Origin of the sequence: Novosphingobium olei (genome assembly GCF_012927405.1) — a bacterium.
Taxonomy (GTDB): Bacteria; Pseudomonadota; Alphaproteobacteria; order Sphingomonadales; family Sphingomonadaceae; genus Novosphingobium; species Novosphingobium olei.
In genome coordinates this window covers 372380-388680 of sequence record NZ_JABBGM010000002.1, presented here as the reverse complement: position 1 = coordinate 388680, position 16301 = coordinate 372380, and the positions used below count along the sequence as shown (strand labels likewise).

Sequence of the window (16301 nt, the reverse complement as noted above, 5' to 3'; positions counted from 1 at the left end):
CCATCGCGCGGAACGGGGCGGACATGATAACGGCACAAGCACAGACGCCACGGGCATGGACGGCGACGGCCGGGGTTGAGGCCGGGTGGACGAAGGCGGAGGAGGCGAAAGCCGGCGCGCCGCAGCCGCGCATCGCGGTGCTGCTGCCCGCCTATAACGAGGCGCTGGCGATCGGCCCGGTGATCGACGCCTTCCGCGCCGCCCTGCCCGGGGCGACGATCTACGTCTACGACAACAACAGCAAGGACGGCACCGGCGATATCGCGCGGGCGCACGGCGCGGTGGTGCGGATCGAACGGCGGCAGGGCAAGGGCTATGTCGTGCGGCGCATGTTCGCCGACGTCGATGCCGACATCTACGTGATGTGCGATGCCGATGCGACCTACGATGCGGCCGCCGCGCCCGAACTGGTGGCGCGGCTGCTCGACGACGGGCTCGACATGGTGGTGGGCGCGCGCAGCGCGATCAGCGACACCGCGTATCGCCCGGCGCATGCCTTCGGCAACTGGATGCTGACCGGCATCGTGCGGGTGATCTTCGGCAACACCTTCACCGACATGCTGAGCGGGTATCGCGTGTTCTCCCGCCGTTTCGTCAAGTCGTTCCCGATCACCTCGCAGGGGTTCGAGATCGAGACCGAACTGACCATCCATTCGCTCGAACTGCAGATGCCGGTGGACGAAGTGCGCACGCGCTTCACCGACCGACCGGAAGGTTCGCTGAGCAAGCTGAGCACGGTGCGCGACGGCTTCCGTATCCTTGGCACGATCATCGGCCTGCTCAAGCTGGAGCGGCCGTTCCACCTGTTCGGCATCGCGGGCGCACTGCTGATGCTGCTGTCAATCGCGGCGGGCTCTCCGGTGGTGGCGGAATTCGTGCGCACGGGCCTTGTCCCGCGCCTGCCCACGGCGGTGCTGGCGACCGGGCTGATGATCATCGGCTGGTTCAGCGTGTTCAGCGGCCTGATCCTCGATTCGGTGACGCGGGCGCGGCAGGAGGTGAAGCGGCTGCGCTACCTCGAACTGGCAGGCGTGCACGCGCTGACCGAAGCCGATCCGGCATCGAGGTGAACGCCTTCCTGCGCTTCGCCCTTGTCGGCGCGGCCGGTTTCCTGGTCGATGCGGGTGTGCTCGCCCTTGCCGTTTTCATGGGCGCGGGCCTGTTTGCCGGGCGGGCGCTGTCCTACCTCGTCGCCGCGACGTTCACCTGGGCGTGCAACCGGCGCTTCACCTTTGCCGCCACGCAAGCGCCGAGCGTGGGGGAATGGGTGCGGTTCCTGGTCGCCAACGCGGGTGGCGGGATCGTCAACCTCGGCGTCTATTCGACGCTGGTGGTGACGGTGCCGCTGGTCGCGCGCGCGCCGGTGCTGGGCGTGGCGGCGGGATCGATCGCGGGACTGACGGTCAACTTCCTCCTTTCGCGCCGCTTCGTGTTCCGCGCCTGATCACGCGCGGCGTTCAGGGCTGCGGCAAGGTGGCGGGACAGGCATAGGGCGGCAGCCAGCACGGCCAGCCGATGCCAAGCGCCGGCGCATAGCGCGCGACCGGGCGGCGCGGGAACGGGCCATGCAAGGGGCGGGTCGCGACTTCCATCGGATTGACCGGCCAGCTCACCCCGCGCGGGACATCTTGCCACACTTCGTTGCCGGCGAAATCGCGGCGCAGCGCTTCGCCAAGGACGCGATGCTGGTCGGGCGCGGGGACGAGGTGGACGTCGAGCAGGTTGCGCTGCGCCCCGACTGCGTCCTCGATCGAGGAATGGCCGAAATAGACCAGGGCACCATCGTCATCCACGCCATCGAACACGACCAGGCGCGCCGGGCGGTCCGCCGCCACCGGCACCGGATCGAGCCGCAGCGCGCCGAGCAGCAGCAGCGGCGTGACGGCGAGCGCGGCGGCAGCGGGCCGGTGCCTGACGTACGAGAGCCAGTGCACCATCCCCAGCGCCAGCGCAGGCAGCAGCCACTTGAAATAATGGACATTGCCGAACGCCCAGACCCCGCTGGGCAGAAGGTCGATGTAGGCGAGCATGACGACGGTATAGGCCGCAGCCGGCAGCACAAGCAGCAGGCCAAGCATGCGGCGGCGCGCATCGGCCAGCAGCAGCAGCAGGCCGGCAAGGCCGAACGGGAGCCAGGGCAGCACGCGCAGCAGGCCGTAGCCTTCGGGATACCATGGGCGGGGTTCGACCAGCAGGAGATAGGCCTTCCACCCCGTCCACGCGAGGTTGGTGCCGTACGCCGCCGAGAGCAGCATGTAGAGCGAGGGCCGCGGGCCGTGGATCGCAAGGTGCAACGCAAGGCCCAGTGCGACGACGGCCAGCCCGGCGCCGATGATGGCGCCCAGCGCGTCCCAGCGCCGCCCGTGGCGGATCAGGCCCCACGCCGCGATCGCGCCGATCAGCGCCGCGACGGGCACGTCACCGGGGCGGCCGAGCGGGATCAGCGCCAGCACCACACCCAGCGCGGCGGCGCGGCGCAGGCTCAACGCTTGCGGGTGGTCGCGGTCCAGCGTCCGCGTCGTCCAGGCGAGCGCGAGCCAGATCAGCGCGGCGGAGGGCGTCGTGGTCCAGGGCATTAGCCAGCCGCTGCCGATCTGCGGCCAGGCGACGGTCGAAAGCAGGAACACGACCGCCGACGAAATGCCGGTCAAGCCAACCAGCCGAGCCACTTCGTGAAAGCCCCAGTACGCGGCGAGAAAGCAGGCGGTATCGACCAGCGTGGTCTGCACCAGCGGCGGCAGGCCGGCAAACGGCGCCAGCAGCAGCGGATAGAGCATCGGGTACCAGTGCTGCCCAGGCGAAAGATCGCCATGGAACAGCGCGCGGGCCGAGGTGAGGTACTGGCCCTGATCGAACCAGCCAGCAAAGCGCGGCGGCTGATCGAGCAGGAGCATCGGGATCGGGTGCGACAGCACCACGCCGACCAGGAAGGCGAGCGCGACGATAGCCAGTTCAGGAAGCGCGGATTCCGGCAAAGCCGCGCGCCCATCGCGCACTTCGATATTGGTCATGACATTCCAGCCTGGCACGGCCGGAGCGGCCCCCGGCGTGGTGCATAGGCCAGCCCCGGCCGGCTGCCAATCGGTCTGGCGGCCGGGGCTGTGCCCAAGCTGGAAGCGGCGCGCCCTACACCACGCCGAAGGCCAGCATCGCGTCGGCGACCTTCTTGAAGCCCGCGATGTTCGCACCCTTCACGTAATCGACATAGCCGCCGCCCTGATCGCCCCAGGTGAGGCAGGACTGGTGGATGCCGAACATGATGTCCTTGAGCATCTGCTGCAGTTCCTCCTCCTTCCACGCGCGGCGTTCGGAGTTCTGGCTCATCTCGAGGCCCGAAACCGCGACGCCGCCGGCGTTCGAGGCCTTGCCCGGCGCGTAGAGCAGCTTCGCCGCCTTGAACACGTGCACGCCTTCAAGGTCGGTCGGCATGTTGGCGCCTTCGGCCAGCGCCTTGCAGCCGTTGGCGACGAGCGTGCGCGCATCTTCGCCCAGCAGTTCGTTCTGCGTGGCGCAGGGCAGCGCCACATCGCAGGGGACGCCCCACGGCGTCTTGCCTTCGTGGAAAGTCGCCTTGGGGAAGGCTTCGACATAGTCCTGGATGCGGCCGCGACGGTGGGTCTTGTGCGTTTTGACCCAGTCGATCTTTTCCTGGCTGAAGCCGTCCGGATCGTGGACGAAGCCACCCGAATCCGACAGCGTCAGCACCTTGCCGCCCAACTGGACGATCTTTTCGGCCGCGTGCGTGGCGACGTTGCCCGAGCCGGAAATGACCGCCGTCTTGCCGACGAGGTCCTCGCCCTTGGTCGCCAGCATGTTGGCAAGGAAATAGACCGCGCCATAGCCGGTCGCCTCGGGCCGGATCAGCGAGCCGCCGTATTCCAGCCCCTTGCCCGTGAGCACGCCGGTGAACTGGTTGGTGATGCGCTTGTACTGGCCGAACATGAAGCCGATCTCGCGACCGCCGACGCCGATGTCACCCGCCGGCACGTCGACGTCGGCGCCGATGTGGCGATAGAGTTCGGTCATGAAGCTCTGGCAGAAGCGCATGATCTCGCGCACGCTCTTGCCCTTGGGATTGAAGTTCGAACCGCCCTTGCCGCCGCCCATCGGCAGGCCGGTGAGCGCGTTCTTGAACGTCTGCTCGAAGGCGAGGAACTTGAGCACGCTTTCATTGACGCTGGGATGGAAGCGGATGCCGCCCTTGTAGGGACCGATCGCGTTGTTGTTCTGGACGCGGTAGCCGCGCTGGACGCGGATGTTGCCGGCATCGTCTTCCCAGCACACGCGGAACGACACGACCCGGTCGGGCTCGGCAATGCGGCGCAGGATCTGCTGCGCGTGGTATTCTTCCTTGTCCTGGATGAATTCGTAGATGTCTTCGGCAACCTCCTGAACCGCCTGGACGAATTCGGGCTGGTTGGGATTGCGCTTCTTGACGCCTTCCATGAAGGTCGGAAGGTCGACGTGATCGCTCACGGCCATGCTATTCTCCCCCGGTGGCCGGCGTCCTGCCTGAATGCAGGGTTGGCCGGCAGTCCTTTTTCAACACGTGCGACCGGTGGAGCGTCTGTGGCGATCGGCAGCACCTGGCCGAGTCGCGCTCCTTGCGATCTGGAACGTAACGTTTTTTCGCCCCGTGGGTAGGCGCTTGGTCCGAGGTGGAGCGAGATCAGCCCGCAATCGCCCCGAAAACGCCGGACTTGCGAGGCCGCGCGCACATGCGCAAGCTGCGGCCGGAGGAGAATCCGGCGCAGCGGGGGGTGCGATGGAACATGACGAGCGCGATGGCGCGATCGAGCGCACGACGATGCGCAAGGTGGCGTGGCGAACGCTGCCGTTGCTGATGCTGGCCTATCTGGTCGCCTATATCGACCGGACCAACATCAGCTTCGCCGCGGTGACGATGAATGCCGATCTGGGCTTTTCGGCGACCGTCTATGGCATCGGCGCGGCGATGTTCTCGATCAGCTATGCCCTGTTCGAAGTGCCGTCGAACCTGCTGGGCGACAAGGTCGGCCCTCGTCGATGGCTGGCGCGCATCCTGGTGACCTGGGGTCTTCTTTCCGCCGCGACGTCGCTGGTCGGCAATGCCTGGCAATTCTATCTCGTGCGCTTCCTGCTGGGGATTGCCGAGGCGGGCTTCTACCCGTGCGTGGTGCTCTACATCTCCGGGTGGTTTCCGCCAGAATATCGCGCCCGTGCCGTCTCGCGCTTCTATGTCGCGCTGCCGGTGGCGATGATCGTGATGGGCGGGCTGGCCGGGCCGCTGCTGCGGCTGGACGGAACACTGGGCCTGCGCGGCTGGCAGTGGCTGCTGATCGCCGAGGGCATCCCTTCGGTACTGATCGGATTGCTGGTTTTCCTGATCCTGCCCGACCGCCCGGAAACCGCAGGCTGGCTGGCGGGCGATGAACGCGCTTGGCTTGTCCGGCGGCTGGCGCGCGATGCGACCGAGGCGGCGGAGGGGCGCGTGCGGCACGGCTGGCGCGCCGTGCTCCATCCGCTGGTGCTGTTGCTCGGCCTTGCCAACCTGCTGAACTTCGTGCCGGTCAGCGCGGTGGTGGTCTATGCGCCCAAGATGCTGATGGCGTTCAACGCCTGGAGCGTGGATCAGGCGGGCGCGCTGGTGGCGCTGTGCGGCGTGATCACGGCGATGACCACCATCGGCACGGGCATGTTCGTCGACAGTTCGGCGCGGCGCTATTTCCTCGCGTATGGCGCGCATCTGATCGCGGCGGCGCTGGGCCTTGCGCTGCTGTCATCGGCGACGCGCGGCCCTGCCCTCGTCGTGTCGACCGGATACTGCCTGTTCATGGCCTGCTCGCAGGCTGCGGGGCTGCTGCCGGTGACGCTGCTGTCCCGCCTGCTGCACCCCGGCGAGCGCGCGGCCGGTCTGGCGATGGGCAACACCATATCGCAGCTCGGCAACTTCATCGGGCCGGTGCTGTTCGGGATCATCTATGATGCGAGCGGCGGTTACCGCATGGGCCTTGCCGCAATCGCCCCGGTCCCCTTGGTGGCCATCGCCATCGCCCTGATGGCGGGCAGGACCGCAGGCGTGCTGGGACCGGCGCGACGGGGCGCGGGCGGCGAAGTTCATGGGTTGGGATGAGAACGCGCAAGGTGGGTGCGCCGTGAAGGAAAGGGCAGCCCTTCGACAGGCTCAGGGCAGGCGGTGACGGACTGCGCCTGATCCCCAGCTCGTCTGTCCTGAGCTTGTCGAAGGACTGGCTCTCGTTCTGCGCCTCGCACGCCTTGCTGCCGATTGGCCCCGCCTGGGCCTATTGCGGCTTGTCCGGCGTGTCCGTTCCACCGAGGGCCGCATCGAACGCGGCGTTCGCGTCCTCGTGCTCCTTGTCGACCGGCCGTGCGGCTGGGGCAGGCTTCCTGGCGGCCGTCGCCTTGGCGGGGGTTGCCGGCTTTGCCGATGCGGGCTTCGGCGCGGCGGGCTTTACCGTCGCTGGCTTGGCCGCAGCTGGCTTGGTCACCGCAGGCACCTTCGAGACCGAGGCGGGCACCGTCGCCGCGTTCGCGTCTGCCAGCGTGGTGGTGCCGCCGGACGCCTTCGCCGGGCGGGTCGCCGGTTGTACGGACCGGGCTGCAGCGGCGGGCGTTGCCGCGCTGTGACGCACGGGCTTGCTTCCCGGCCCCGGCGGAAGGCTCCAGCCTTGCGGAGCGACGGCCGCCGTGGGTGCAAGGGCAGGATCGCTGCCTTCGCCCGGCGACGGCGCGGGGCCTGTCGCCTCGGGGGCGGGTTGGGCCGGTGCCGCGGGCGGCAATTCGGCGGCCGGCTCCGCGCTGACCGGGCCGAGCCTGGTCGCCAGCGAGGCGAGTTGCGCGGCCATGACCTTGTCGACCGCCGCGGCGATGTCGGCCACCGGGTAGCGCATGAAGCCGCCGACAACGTAGTCGAACACGATGCGGCTGCCGGTCTCGGTGGGCTTGATGGTGATCGTCAGCGTGCCTTGCACCGCCTCGCTCTGCAGCGGCCCCAGCGCGCCGGACAGGCGCAGCGCCTTGCCCGGCTCGGCATAGAGCACGCGCATGTGCTGCACGCCGCCGGGGCGGTCGCCCTTGGCCGCGTCCTTGGGCAGCGGCAGGCGTTCGCAGAAGCAGCCGCCGGGAACTGGATCGAGGCTGAGGTTGGCCGCACTGCCCGAAAAGGTGTGCTGGGCCTGCCACCATTGCGCGGGGACAATGACCGTCTTCCAAGCATCGGCAGGCTTTGCGGTGACATGCGCCGCGACGCGAACGACGAAGCCGTTGTCGGCCTTGGCCACGACCTCGGCCTGGGCCGGCTGGGCGGCCGCACTCGCAAGCAGAAGGGCGAGCGCGGGGGGGCGCAGGTTCATCGACGGGACCTCAATGGCAGAACGGCGCGCCACGACGACGCGCCCTCCCCATGAGACTAGCCGATAATTGCCTCGATGGCAGCCGTCACGTCATCCATATCGGCCATGCCGTCGACGCGGGCGACGATGCCACGGCTCTCGTAGATCGGCAGGATCGGCGCGGTCTTGGCGCGGTATTCGGCCATGCGGGTGCGCACGGTCTCTTCGTTGTCGTCGGGACGGCGCTTGAATTCGTGCCCGCCGCATTTGTCGCAGGTGCCTTCGACGGCCGGCTTCTCGAACTTGTCGTGATAGCCCTTGCCGCAGGTGGCGCAGGTGTAGCGACCGGTGATACGCTCAACAAGCGCGTCCTCGTTCACTTCAAGCTCGATCACGTGGTCGAGCTTGCGGCCGCGGCTTTCGAGGATCGCATCAAGCGATTCCGCTTGTGGCGCGGTGCGCGGGTAGCCGTCGAAGATGGCGCCCTGTCCAGCCGGCATCGCGTCGAGCTCGTCCCCGATCAGCGCCGAGACGATCTCGTCGGAAACGAGCTGGCCCGCGTCCATCACTGCCTTGGCCTGAAGCCCGACCGGCGTGCCCGCCTTGACCGCGGCGCGCAGCATGTCGCCGGTCGAAAGCTGCTTCATGCCGTGCCGCTCGACGAGCCGCTGCGCCTGGGTGCCCTTGCCCGCCCCCGGCGGTCCCAACAGGATGATGTTCACGTGCCTTGCGTCCCCCTAATGGCCCCGCGCTTAGCGCAGGCGTCCCTTCAGTTTGGCCTTCTTGATCAGGTCGCCATACTGGTGTGCCAGCAGGTGCGACTGGATCTGGGTGATGGTATCGACGGTCACGTTGACCACGATCAGCAGGCTGGTGCCGCCGAAGAACAGCGTGCCCATGCCGGTTTCGGCCATGATCCATTCGGGGACCACGCAGACCACGGTGATATAGGCAGCGCCGAGCACGGTGATGCGGGTCAGGACATAGTCGAGATAGGTGGCGGTGTTCTTGCCCGGGCGGATGCCGGGGATGAAGCCGCCGTTCTTCTTGAGGTTGTCGGCGGTCTCTTCAGGATTGAACACCACCGCGGTATAGAAGAAGCTGAAGAAGATGATGCCGAGCGCGTAGAGCACCATGTAGGCCGGCTTGCCGTGGCCGAGGTACTGGTTGAGCGTCACGATCACCTGGCCGGTGGTGCTGTCTGGCGAGACGGCGTTGCCGGCGAACTGGGTGATGGTCAGCGGCAGCAGCAGCAGCGAGCTGGCGAAGATCGGCGGAATGACGCCCGCGGTGTTGAGCTTGAGCGGCAGGTGGCTGCGATCGGCAGCCATCATGCCGTTTTGCGACGCGCGCTTGGGATACTGGATCAGCAGGCGGCGCGTGGCGCGCTCGAAGAAGCAGATGAAGATCACGACGCCGACGATCAGCACCAGCACGCCCGCGATCGCGAACGGGTTGAGCGAGCCGGTGCGGCCCTGCTCGAACAGGTTGCCGAAGAACTTGGGCATCTGCGCGACGATGCCGGCCATGATGATCAGCGAAACGCCGTTGCCGATGCCGCGGCTGGTGATCTGTTCACCCAGCCACAGCAGGAACATGGTGCCGCCGATCAGGGAGATCACCGCGCCGACCTTGAACAGCAGGCCGGGGTTGACCACCGCCTGCAGCCCGCTCGACGCGCCATAGGCTTCAAGGCCCGAAGCGAGCACCCAGCCCTGGATCGCGGTCAGCAGCACCGCACCGTAGCGGGTGTACTGGTTGAGCTTCTTGCGCCCGCTTTCGCCTTCCTTCTTGAGGGCAGCGAGCGAGGGGTGGAGCGAGGCGGCCAGCTGCACCACGATCGAGGCGGTGATGTACGGCATCACGCCGAGCGCGATGAGGCTCATGCGTTGCAGCGAGCCACCCGAGAACGCGTTGAAGATATCGAGGATGCCGCCGCGCGTCTGGTCGTACAGCGTCTCCATGATCAGCGGGTTGACGCCGGGCAGCGGCACGAAGCTCAGGAACCGGAACACGATGAGCGCGCCCACCGTGAACCAGATGCGCTTCTTGAGCTCTGTGGCCTTCGAAAAGTTCGCCAGGTTGAGGTTGCTGGCGATGTTATCGGCGCGGGATGCCATTGGTCTGGTGTCAAGCCTTGCTGGGGCGCCGGGACTGTCGAACTGGCGCCGCATTCACGTGAGGTTGGCCCGAAAGAACGAGCCTTGCGTGAAGCCCATATAGAGAGGGCGCAGGGATTCCAAGAACCCCCGCGCCCCCAATACGCGATTAAATCGGATCAGGCTGCTTCGACCTTGGTCGCAAGCACCTCGACCGCGCCGCCAGCCTTCTCGACCGCAGCGACCGCGCCCTTCGACGCGCCGGCGACCTTGAAGCTGACCTTGGTGGTCAGTTCGCCCTTGCCGAGCAGGCGCACGCCGTTCTTGCCGCCACGGGCCAGGCCAGCAGCCTTGAGCGCCGCGTGATCGACAACGCCGTCGGTGGCGAGCTTGCCGGAATCGATCGCCTTCTGAATCATGCCGAGGTTCACTTCGGCGTAGTCCTTGGCGAAGATGTTGTTGAAGCCGCGCTTCGGCAGACGCATGTGGAGCGGCATCTGGCCGCCTTCGAAGCCATTGATGCTGACGCCCGAACGCGCCTTGGCACCCTTCTGGCCGCGCCCGGCGGTCTTGCCCTTGCCCGAGCCGATGCCGCGGCCCACGCGCATGCGGCCCTTGCGGGCGCCATTGTTGTCGGAGAGTTCGTTAAGCTTGGTCATGTCGGAGCACTCGCTTTCGCTTTGAGTCGCGCTTGATGGGAAGCGCGGCCCTTAGGCGAAAGCGAAAGGGTTGTCGACTCCTCCGGGTGGCAACCGTGCGTGCGTCAACCTCCGACCGGGGAAGGCGCCGGTCGAGACTTGTCACGCCCGCCCAACAGGCCATCAACCCAGCGCCTGGCCGGTGTCTCGAAGTAGCGCCACGACAGGTAGCTCCAGATCGCGATCGCGGCATAGGTAAACATCATCAGCGCAACCATCGGCGCCGGAGACAGGTGCAGCAGCTTGTCCCCTGCCGCGTTGAGCAGGACGAGGATGAAGAAGCCGTGCCAGAGGTAAACCGAATAGGTCAGCTGCCCGAGCGGCGCCAAACGCCGCACCAGCGGCAATACCTCGCCCCGCACATCGGCTGCGATGGCCGACAAGCCCGTGGCCACGATCAGGGCCAACTGGGCCGACCCCGGCGCGCCGATCATCGCGGCCACCGTGCTCGCAACAACGAGAGGCACGGTAAGCCAAGATCCACCCCGCACACGCGCAAGAAGGTCTCGCGCGTAGCTGGCCGAGACGCCCAGCGCGAAAGAGGGCAAGGCGCGGATTGGGGGATAGAGATCCGTCCACACCCGGGCCGTGTCATTCACCCGGAACGCCAAGAAAGCCACGAATGCGGTGAAGCCCAGAACCACGAAAAGTCCGCCCCCCCGCGCCCGTACAGCCGCCAGCGAAAGAAGCGGAAACAGGATGTACATGAGCATTTCGGCGCTGATCGACCAGTTCACCCCATTGTAGTAGAGCCCGTTGCACCCCGGAAATATGGCATGGGCCAGGAATACGGTCCGCACCATGCACGATGGATCGTTCGAAGGCGCATGGTCCGCGTGAGCGAACCGCCCGATGACTGCCCACATCGCGACAGCCAGCACGAACGTCAGCAGGTGCAACGGGAACAATCGCCCGATCCGGCGCTGCATGAATCGCCCGAACTGCGGGAGACTGGTCACGCGCCCACGGTAGACATGCGCGATCACAAAGCCGGATATCAGGAAGAACAGGTCGACAAAGAGCGCAAGTCCCGCCGTTCTCTCCCCCACGGTCGCGCGCTGCGCCTCGGGGATCAGGAATTCGTGCGAATGATGCCAGACAATCGCCGCCGACGCATAGAATCGCAGGAAGTCGAGGTTCAGCATCTCCTCGGACGTGGACTTCAGCATCATGGCCTTCCCTGACACGCGCACCCTCCGGAAAACCCCTGACGCGCCCATGCGATTGTGCACTGCATCACGGGCGCCGCGTCAAGCGCCGATCCTTCAGAAACGCAAAAGGCCCCGGCAGCGATGCCGGGGCCTTTCGTGTTCTTGCGCAGGGCGCGGACGGGGTCAGTCGACCACGGCCACCATGTGCGGAAGCTTGGCGATTGCGCCACGCACTTCGGCGGTGTCTTCCACCTCGACCACGCGGTGCATCTTGCCGAGGCCCAGACCGATCAGAATCTTCTTCTGATGTTCCGGGCGACGGATCGGCGAACCGATCTGCTTGATCTTGATAGTCGCCATGATTGCTTACTCCACGATGGCCGCGGCTTCGGCTTCCGCCTCAACCGCAGTGGCGCCGCCGCGACCCAGCAGGTCGGCAACCTTCTTGCCACGACGCTGGGCAACCGACTTCGGCGAAGTCTGGTCAGTCAGCGCGTCGAAGGTGGCGCGGATCATGTTGTAGGGGTTGCTGGTGCCGACCGACTTGGTCACCACGTCAGCCACGCCCAGGCTTTCGAAGACGGCGCGCATCGGACCACCGGCGATGATGCCGGTACCGGCCGGAGCCGACCGCACGTTGACCTTGCCAGCGCCGAAACGGCCCTTGCCGTCGTGGTGCAGGGTGCGGCCTTCCTTGAGCGGAACGCGGACCATCTTCTTCTTGGCCGAAGCGGTTGCCTTGGTGATGGCTTCCGGCACTTCGCGGGCCTTGCCGTGGCCGAAGCCGACGCGGCCCTTGCCGTCACCGACCACGACGAGCGCGGCAAAGCCGAAGCGCTTGCCGCCCTTCACGGTCTTGGAAACGCGGTTGATGTGGACGAGCTTCTCGATGAGCTCCTCGCCACCTTCTTCCTCGTTGTTGCCACGGCCGCGACGATCGTCGCGACGGCCACGGCCGCCACGCTCGCCACCGCGATCGTTGCCACCACGGCCACGGCCACGGCCACGACCTTCACGCTGCGGCTCACCGCCGGTCGATTCGACCGGAGCGGCGGCTTCCAGGTTGGTTTCGTCAGCCATTGTCAGAACTCCAGGCCGCCTTCGCGGGCAGCGTCAGCCAGCGCCTTGACGCGGCCATGGAACAGGAAGCCGCCGCGATCGAACACGACGGTGGTGATGCCGGCAGCCTTCGCCTTCTCGGCGATGTCCTTGCCGACCTGGGCGGCCGCATCGACGTTGGCGCCGATCGACTTCTGGCCCTTCACCAACGACGACGAAGCGGCAATGGTCTTGCCGGCGGCGTCGTCGATGATCTGGGCGTAGATGTGACGGCCCGAACGGTGCACCGAAAGGCGCGGGCGGCCACCGGCACGCGCCTTGAGCGCAGTGCGGACGCGGCGGCGGCGGCGATCGAAGAGGGACAGCTTGGCCATTACTTCTTCTTCCCTTCCTTGCGGAAGATGAACTCGCCGCGGTACTTGATACCCTTGCCCTTGTAGGGTTCGGGCTTGCGCCAGCGACGGATCTCGGCCGCAACCTGGCCGACCTTCTGCTTGTCGATCCCGATGATCTGGACCGTGGTGTTGTCCGGCGTCTTGATCTCGATGCCTTCCGGCACCGGGAAATCGACGTCGTGGCTGTAGCCGAGCTGCAGCTTCAGGTTCTTGCCCTGGGCCGTGGCGCGGTAGCCGACACCGGTGATCTCGAGGACCTTGGTGTAACCTTCGGTGACGCCGGTCACGAGGTTCGACACGAGCGTGCGCTGCATGCCCCAGAAGGCACGCGCCTGCTTGGTGTCGTTCGCCGGCTTGACGAGGATGCTGTCACCTTCGACGGTGTAGCTGATCTCGTCGCGCAGGTTGAGCGTGAGCGTGCCCTTCGGGCCCTTCACGGTCAGCACGCCGTTCGCGATATCGGCGGAGACCCCGCTGGGGATCGCCACCGGCTTCTTGCCGATGCGGCTCATCAGAACACCTCCGCCAGCACTTCGCCGCCGACGTTGGCAGCGCGTGCTTCGGCATCCGAGAGCACGCCCTTCGGCGTCGAGACGATGGTGATGCCGAGGCCGTTGCGGATCACCGGGAGTTCCTTGGAACCCGAGTAGACGCGGCGGCCGGGCTTGGAGACGCGGGCCACGTGTTTGATCGCGGGCTGGCCTTCGAAGTACTTGAGCTCGATGCGCAGCTGCGGGTGGGCACCGGTGGTGTCCTCCGAGAAGCCGCGGATGTAGCCTTCACGCTGAAGGACTTCGAGCACGTGCGCACGCAGCTTGGAAGCGGGCGAGAGGACTGCGTCCTTCTTCGCCTGCTGGCCGTTGCGGATGCGGGTGAGCATATCACCCAGGGGGTCGGTCAATGCCATCGGATGATCCTTACCAGCTCGACTTGGTCACGCCGGGGATGAGCCCCTTGTTGGCAAGGTCGCGCAGCTCGACGCGGCACAGGCCAAACTTGCGGTAGTAGCCGCGCGGACGGCCGGTGGTGTTGCAGCGGTTGCGCACGCGGGTGGGGTTCGCGTTGCGCGGCAGCTCGGCCAGCTTGAGGCGGGCGATCAGGCGCTCGGTTTCGTCGAGCGATTCATCGTCGGCCTGGGCCTTGAGCGCAGCAAACTTGGCTGCATACTTCTGAACCAGCTTCTTACGACGCTCGTTCTTGTTGATCGAACTCAGTTTCGCCATGGACTTAAGCTCTTCCTTGGAACTGACTTACGCGGCCTGCTGCTGTTCAGCAGCTTCCAGCGGGAACGGGAAGCCGAACAGACGGAGCAGCTCGCGCGCTTCCTCGTCGGTCTTCGCGGTGGTGGTGACGATGATGTCCATGCCACGCACCTTCTCGATCTGATCGTAGCTGATCTCCGGGAAGATGATCTGCTCCTTCAGACCCATCGCGTAGTTGCCGCGACCATCGAACGACTTCGGGTTCAGACCACGGAAGTCGCGGATGCGGGGCATGGCGATGGTGATGAGACGGTCGAGGAATTCGTACATGCGTTCGCGGCGCAGGGTGACCTTGCAACCGATCGGCATGCCTTCACGCAGCTTGAACTGCGCGATCGACTTCTTCGCCTTGGTGATCACGGGCTTCTGACCGGCGATGAGTTCCATCTCCGCAGCGGCCGTGGTGACCTTCTTCTTGTCCTGGCTCGCTTCGCCCACGCCCATGTTGAGCGTGATCTTTTCGATGCGCGGGATTTCCATCGCGTTCTTGTAGCCGAACTTTTCCTGCATCGCCTTGGCGATGTCGGCTTCGTACTTGGCCTTCAGACGCGGCGTGTACTTATCAGCCATCGATGGCCTCCCCGGACTTGACGGCCACACGGACCTTCTTGCCGTCGCGCTCCTCGAAACGAACGCGGGTGGGCTTGCCATCCTTGTCCGCGACCGCGACCTTCGAGATGTGGAGCGGCGCCTCCGAACGGTCGATGCCGCCCTGGGGGTTCGCCTGGCTCGGCTTGCGGTGACGCGTGGCGATGTTCACGCCGGCGACGACGACCTTGTTGTCCTTGGGCAGAACCTGCAGCACCGTGCCGGTGCGGCCCTTGTCCTTGCCCGAACGGACGACGACGCTGTCACCCTTCTTGATCTTCGCGGCGGCCATTACAGCACCTCCGGAGCGAGCGAGATGATCTTCATGAAGCCCTTGCCGCGCAGTTCGCGGACCACGGGGCCGAAGATGCGGGTGCCGATGGGCTCTTCGTTCTTGCCGACGAGCACTGCGGCGTTGCTGTCGAAGCGGATCACGCTGCCGTCAGCACGGCGCACGTCCTTCTTCGTGCGAACGATCACGGCGCGGTGCACGTCGCCCTTCTTGACGCGGGCACGCGGCTGCGCTTCCTTAACCGACACCACGATGATGTCGCCGACGCCGGCAAAACGACGCTTCGACCCGCCCAGCACCTTGATGCACTGGACGCGCTTGGCGCCGCTGTTGTCCGCGACGTCGAGATTGGATTGCATCTGGATCATTGATCCGGTTCCTTCTCACTGGCTTGCCGGAACCAGTCCGGCAGTTCCAAAATCGCAATTCGGACGGGCCCTATCGACGAGAGCGGACCAGATGTCCACCCTCGCCCGAAAGAACCCGCCTGACCCTCAGACGTCGGCTTCGATCGCGGCGGTCTTGCCGGCCGTGACGCGGTCGATGACCTTCCACGTCTTCAGCTTCGAGATCGGCGCCGTTTCCTCGATGCGGACGGTTTCGCCGGTCTTGAACGAGTTCTGCTCGTCGTGCGCGTGGTACTTCTTCGAGCGGCGGATGATCTTCCCGTAGAGCGGGTGCTTCACCTTGCGCTCGACCTTGACCACCACGGTCTTATCGGTCTTGTCGGACACAACGGTGCCGACCAGGATACGCTTGGGCATATTGGCTTCCTTACGCCTTGGCCGACTGAGAACGCTCAGTCTGCAGCGTCTTGATGCGCGCGATGTCGCGGCGCACTTCCTTGATGCGCGCCGGACGTTCCAGCTGGCTGGTCGCCGCCTGGAAACGCAGGTTGAACTGCTCGCGCTTGAGCTCGGCGAGATCAGCAGAGAGCTGGTCGTCGCTCTTGACGCGAAGGTCTTCGAACTTGGCCATCGTAGTCTCTCCTTACTCGCCGCCAAGGTGCGAGGTATCACCCAGGCGGGCGACGACCTTCGTCTTGATCGGCAGCTTCATCGCCGCGCGGCTGAACGCTTCGGCCGCGAGCGGACCGGGAACGCCATCGAGCTCGAACAGGATGCGACCCGGCTTAACGCGGGCTGCCCAGTATTCGATCGAACCCTTGCCCTTACCCTGACGGACTTCGGCAGGCTTCTTCGACACCGGCACGTCGGGGAACACGCGGATCCACAGACGGCCCTGACGGCGGATGTGGCGGGTGATCGCACGACGGGCGGCTTCGATCTGGCGGGCGGTGACGCGCTCAGGCTCCAGGGCCTTGAGGCCGTAGGAACCGAAGTTCAGGTCGGTACCACCCTTGGCAACGCCATGGATGCGGCCCTTGAACGCCTTGCGGAACTTGGTCTTCTTCGGTTGCAGCATG

Annotated in this window: 22 protein-coding genes; 3 read left to right on the top strand and 19 right to left on the bottom strand. The window is 66.1% G+C overall.

The window, feature by feature from the left end:
• Positions 1-23 precede the first annotated feature (23 nt).
• Positions 24-1070: a glycosyltransferase family 2 protein gene (locus HHL27_RS05950; protein ID WP_169492461.1), complete on the top strand. Its 1047-nt coding sequence runs from the start codon at positions 24-26 to the stop codon at positions 1068-1070.
• Positions 1067-1444, top strand: a complete 378-nt coding sequence (locus tag HHL27_RS05945; RefSeq protein ID WP_169492460.1) for a GtrA family protein — start codon at positions 1067-1069, stop codon at positions 1442-1444. The genes HHL27_RS05950 and HHL27_RS05945 overlap by 4 nt, the downstream gene beginning before the upstream one ends.
• Positions 1445-1457: 13 nt before the next feature.
• Here the strand turns inward: HHL27_RS05945 and HHL27_RS05940 are convergent, their stop codons facing one another.
• The gene (locus HHL27_RS05940; protein ID WP_169492459.1) at positions 1458-3011 is read right to left on the bottom strand and encodes a glycosyltransferase family protein; all 1554 of its coding nucleotides are present in this window, start codon (positions 3009-3011) and stop codon (positions 1458-1460) included.
• Positions 3012-3126: 115 nt separating this feature from the next.
• Positions 3127-4482, bottom strand: a complete 1356-nt coding sequence (gene gdhA / locus HHL27_RS05935) for an NADP-specific glutamate dehydrogenase (protein ID WP_169492458.1) — start codon at positions 4480-4482, stop codon at positions 3127-3129.
• Positions 4483-4765: 283 nt separating this feature from the next.
• On the opposite strand from gdhA, the gene HHL27_RS05930 reads away from it, so the two are divergent.
• Positions 4766-6112, top strand: a complete 1347-nt coding sequence (locus tag HHL27_RS05930) for an MFS transporter (protein ID WP_169492457.1) — start codon at positions 4766-4768, stop codon at positions 6110-6112.
• A gap of 169 nt (positions 6113-6281) precedes the next feature.
• Here the strand turns inward: HHL27_RS05930 and HHL27_RS22365 are convergent, their stop codons facing one another.
• The 17 genes from HHL27_RS22365 to rplP all read right to left on the bottom strand — a co-directional run bounded on the left by HHL27_RS22365 (position 6282) and on the right by rplP (position 16300).
• Positions 6282-7352 carry an SRPBCC domain-containing protein gene (locus HHL27_RS22365; protein WP_169492456.1) on the bottom strand — a complete coding sequence of 357 codons (1071 nt, stop codon included), beginning with the start codon at positions 7350-7352 and terminating at the stop codon, positions 6282-6284.
• A gap of 56 nt (positions 7353-7408) precedes the next feature.
• Positions 7409-8053, bottom strand: a complete 645-nt coding sequence (locus tag HHL27_RS05920) for an adenylate kinase (protein ID WP_169492455.1) — start codon at positions 8051-8053, stop codon at positions 7409-7411.
• A gap of 30 nt (positions 8054-8083) precedes the next feature.
• Complete coding sequence (gene secY, locus HHL27_RS05915; protein WP_169492454.1) at positions 8084-9451, bottom strand: preprotein translocase subunit SecY; 1368 nt, start codon at positions 9449-9451, stop codon at positions 8084-8086.
• 158 nt (positions 9452-9609) lie between these two features.
• The gene (gene rplO / locus HHL27_RS05910) at positions 9610-10089 is read right to left on the bottom strand and encodes a 50S ribosomal protein L15 (protein WP_169492453.1); all 480 of its coding nucleotides are present in this window, start codon (positions 10087-10089) and stop codon (positions 9610-9612) included.
• A 104-nt stretch (positions 10090-10193) separates the two neighbouring features.
• Positions 10194-11297 (bottom strand): acyltransferase family protein, encoded by a 1104-nt coding sequence (locus HHL27_RS05905; RefSeq protein WP_206069406.1) that lies wholly within the window; start codon positions 11295-11297, stop codon positions 10194-10196.
• Between the two features lie 165 nt (positions 11298-11462).
• Complete coding sequence (gene rpmD / locus HHL27_RS05900; protein WP_169492451.1) at positions 11463-11639, bottom strand: 50S ribosomal protein L30; 177 nt, start codon at positions 11637-11639, stop codon at positions 11463-11465.
• 6 nt (positions 11640-11645) lie between these two features.
• Positions 11646-12359, bottom strand: a complete 714-nt coding sequence (rpsE, locus tag HHL27_RS05895) for a 30S ribosomal protein S5 (RefSeq protein WP_169492450.1) — start codon at positions 12357-12359, stop codon at positions 11646-11648.
• 2 nt (positions 12360-12361) lie between these two features.
• The gene (gene rplR / locus HHL27_RS05890) at positions 12362-12712 is read right to left on the bottom strand and encodes a 50S ribosomal protein L18 (protein ID WP_169492449.1); all 351 of its coding nucleotides are present in this window, start codon (positions 12710-12712) and stop codon (positions 12362-12364) included.
• The gene (gene rplF, locus HHL27_RS05885) at positions 12712-13245 is read right to left on the bottom strand and encodes a 50S ribosomal protein L6 (protein ID WP_169492448.1); all 534 of its coding nucleotides are present in this window, start codon (positions 13243-13245) and stop codon (positions 12712-12714) included. The genes rplR and rplF overlap by 1 nt, the downstream gene beginning before the upstream one ends.
• Positions 13245-13640, bottom strand: coding sequence for a 30S ribosomal protein S8 (gene rpsH, locus HHL27_RS05880; protein ID WP_169492447.1), 396 nt, complete (start codon positions 13638-13640; stop codon positions 13245-13247). Before rpsH ends, rplF begins: the two co-directional genes overlap by 1 nt.
• A gap of 10 nt (positions 13641-13650) precedes the next feature.
• Positions 13651-13956 carry a 30S ribosomal protein S14 gene (rpsN, locus tag HHL27_RS05875; RefSeq protein WP_169492446.1) on the bottom strand — a complete coding sequence of 102 codons (306 nt, stop codon included), beginning with the start codon at positions 13954-13956 and terminating at the stop codon, positions 13651-13653.
• Between the two features lie 27 nt (positions 13957-13983).
• Positions 13984-14565, bottom strand: coding sequence for a 50S ribosomal protein L5 (rplE, locus tag HHL27_RS05870; RefSeq protein WP_169492445.1), 582 nt, complete (start codon positions 14563-14565; stop codon positions 13984-13986).
• A complete protein-coding gene (gene rplX, locus HHL27_RS05865) occupies positions 14558-14875 on the bottom strand; it encodes a 50S ribosomal protein L24 (RefSeq protein WP_169492444.1) in 318 nt (105 codons plus the stop codon). The genes rplE and rplX overlap by 8 nt, the downstream gene beginning before the upstream one ends.
• Positions 14875-15243, bottom strand: a complete 369-nt coding sequence (gene rplN, locus HHL27_RS05860; RefSeq protein ID WP_169492443.1) for a 50S ribosomal protein L14 — start codon at positions 15241-15243, stop codon at positions 14875-14877. The genes rplX and rplN overlap by 1 nt, the downstream gene beginning before the upstream one ends.
• Positions 15244-15369: 126 nt before the next feature.
• Positions 15370-15639, bottom strand: a complete 270-nt coding sequence (gene rpsQ / locus HHL27_RS05855) for a 30S ribosomal protein S17 (protein ID WP_169492442.1) — start codon at positions 15637-15639, stop codon at positions 15370-15372.
• Between the two features lie 10 nt (positions 15640-15649).
• Positions 15650-15853 carry a 50S ribosomal protein L29 gene (rpmC, locus tag HHL27_RS05850; RefSeq protein WP_169492441.1) on the bottom strand — a complete coding sequence of 68 codons (204 nt, stop codon included), beginning with the start codon at positions 15851-15853 and terminating at the stop codon, positions 15650-15652.
• Positions 15854-15865: 12 nt separating this feature from the next.
• A complete protein-coding gene (gene rplP, locus HHL27_RS05845; protein WP_039334360.1) occupies positions 15866-16300 on the bottom strand; it encodes a 50S ribosomal protein L16 in 435 nt (144 codons plus the stop codon).
• Position 16301: the final 1 nt, after the last annotated feature.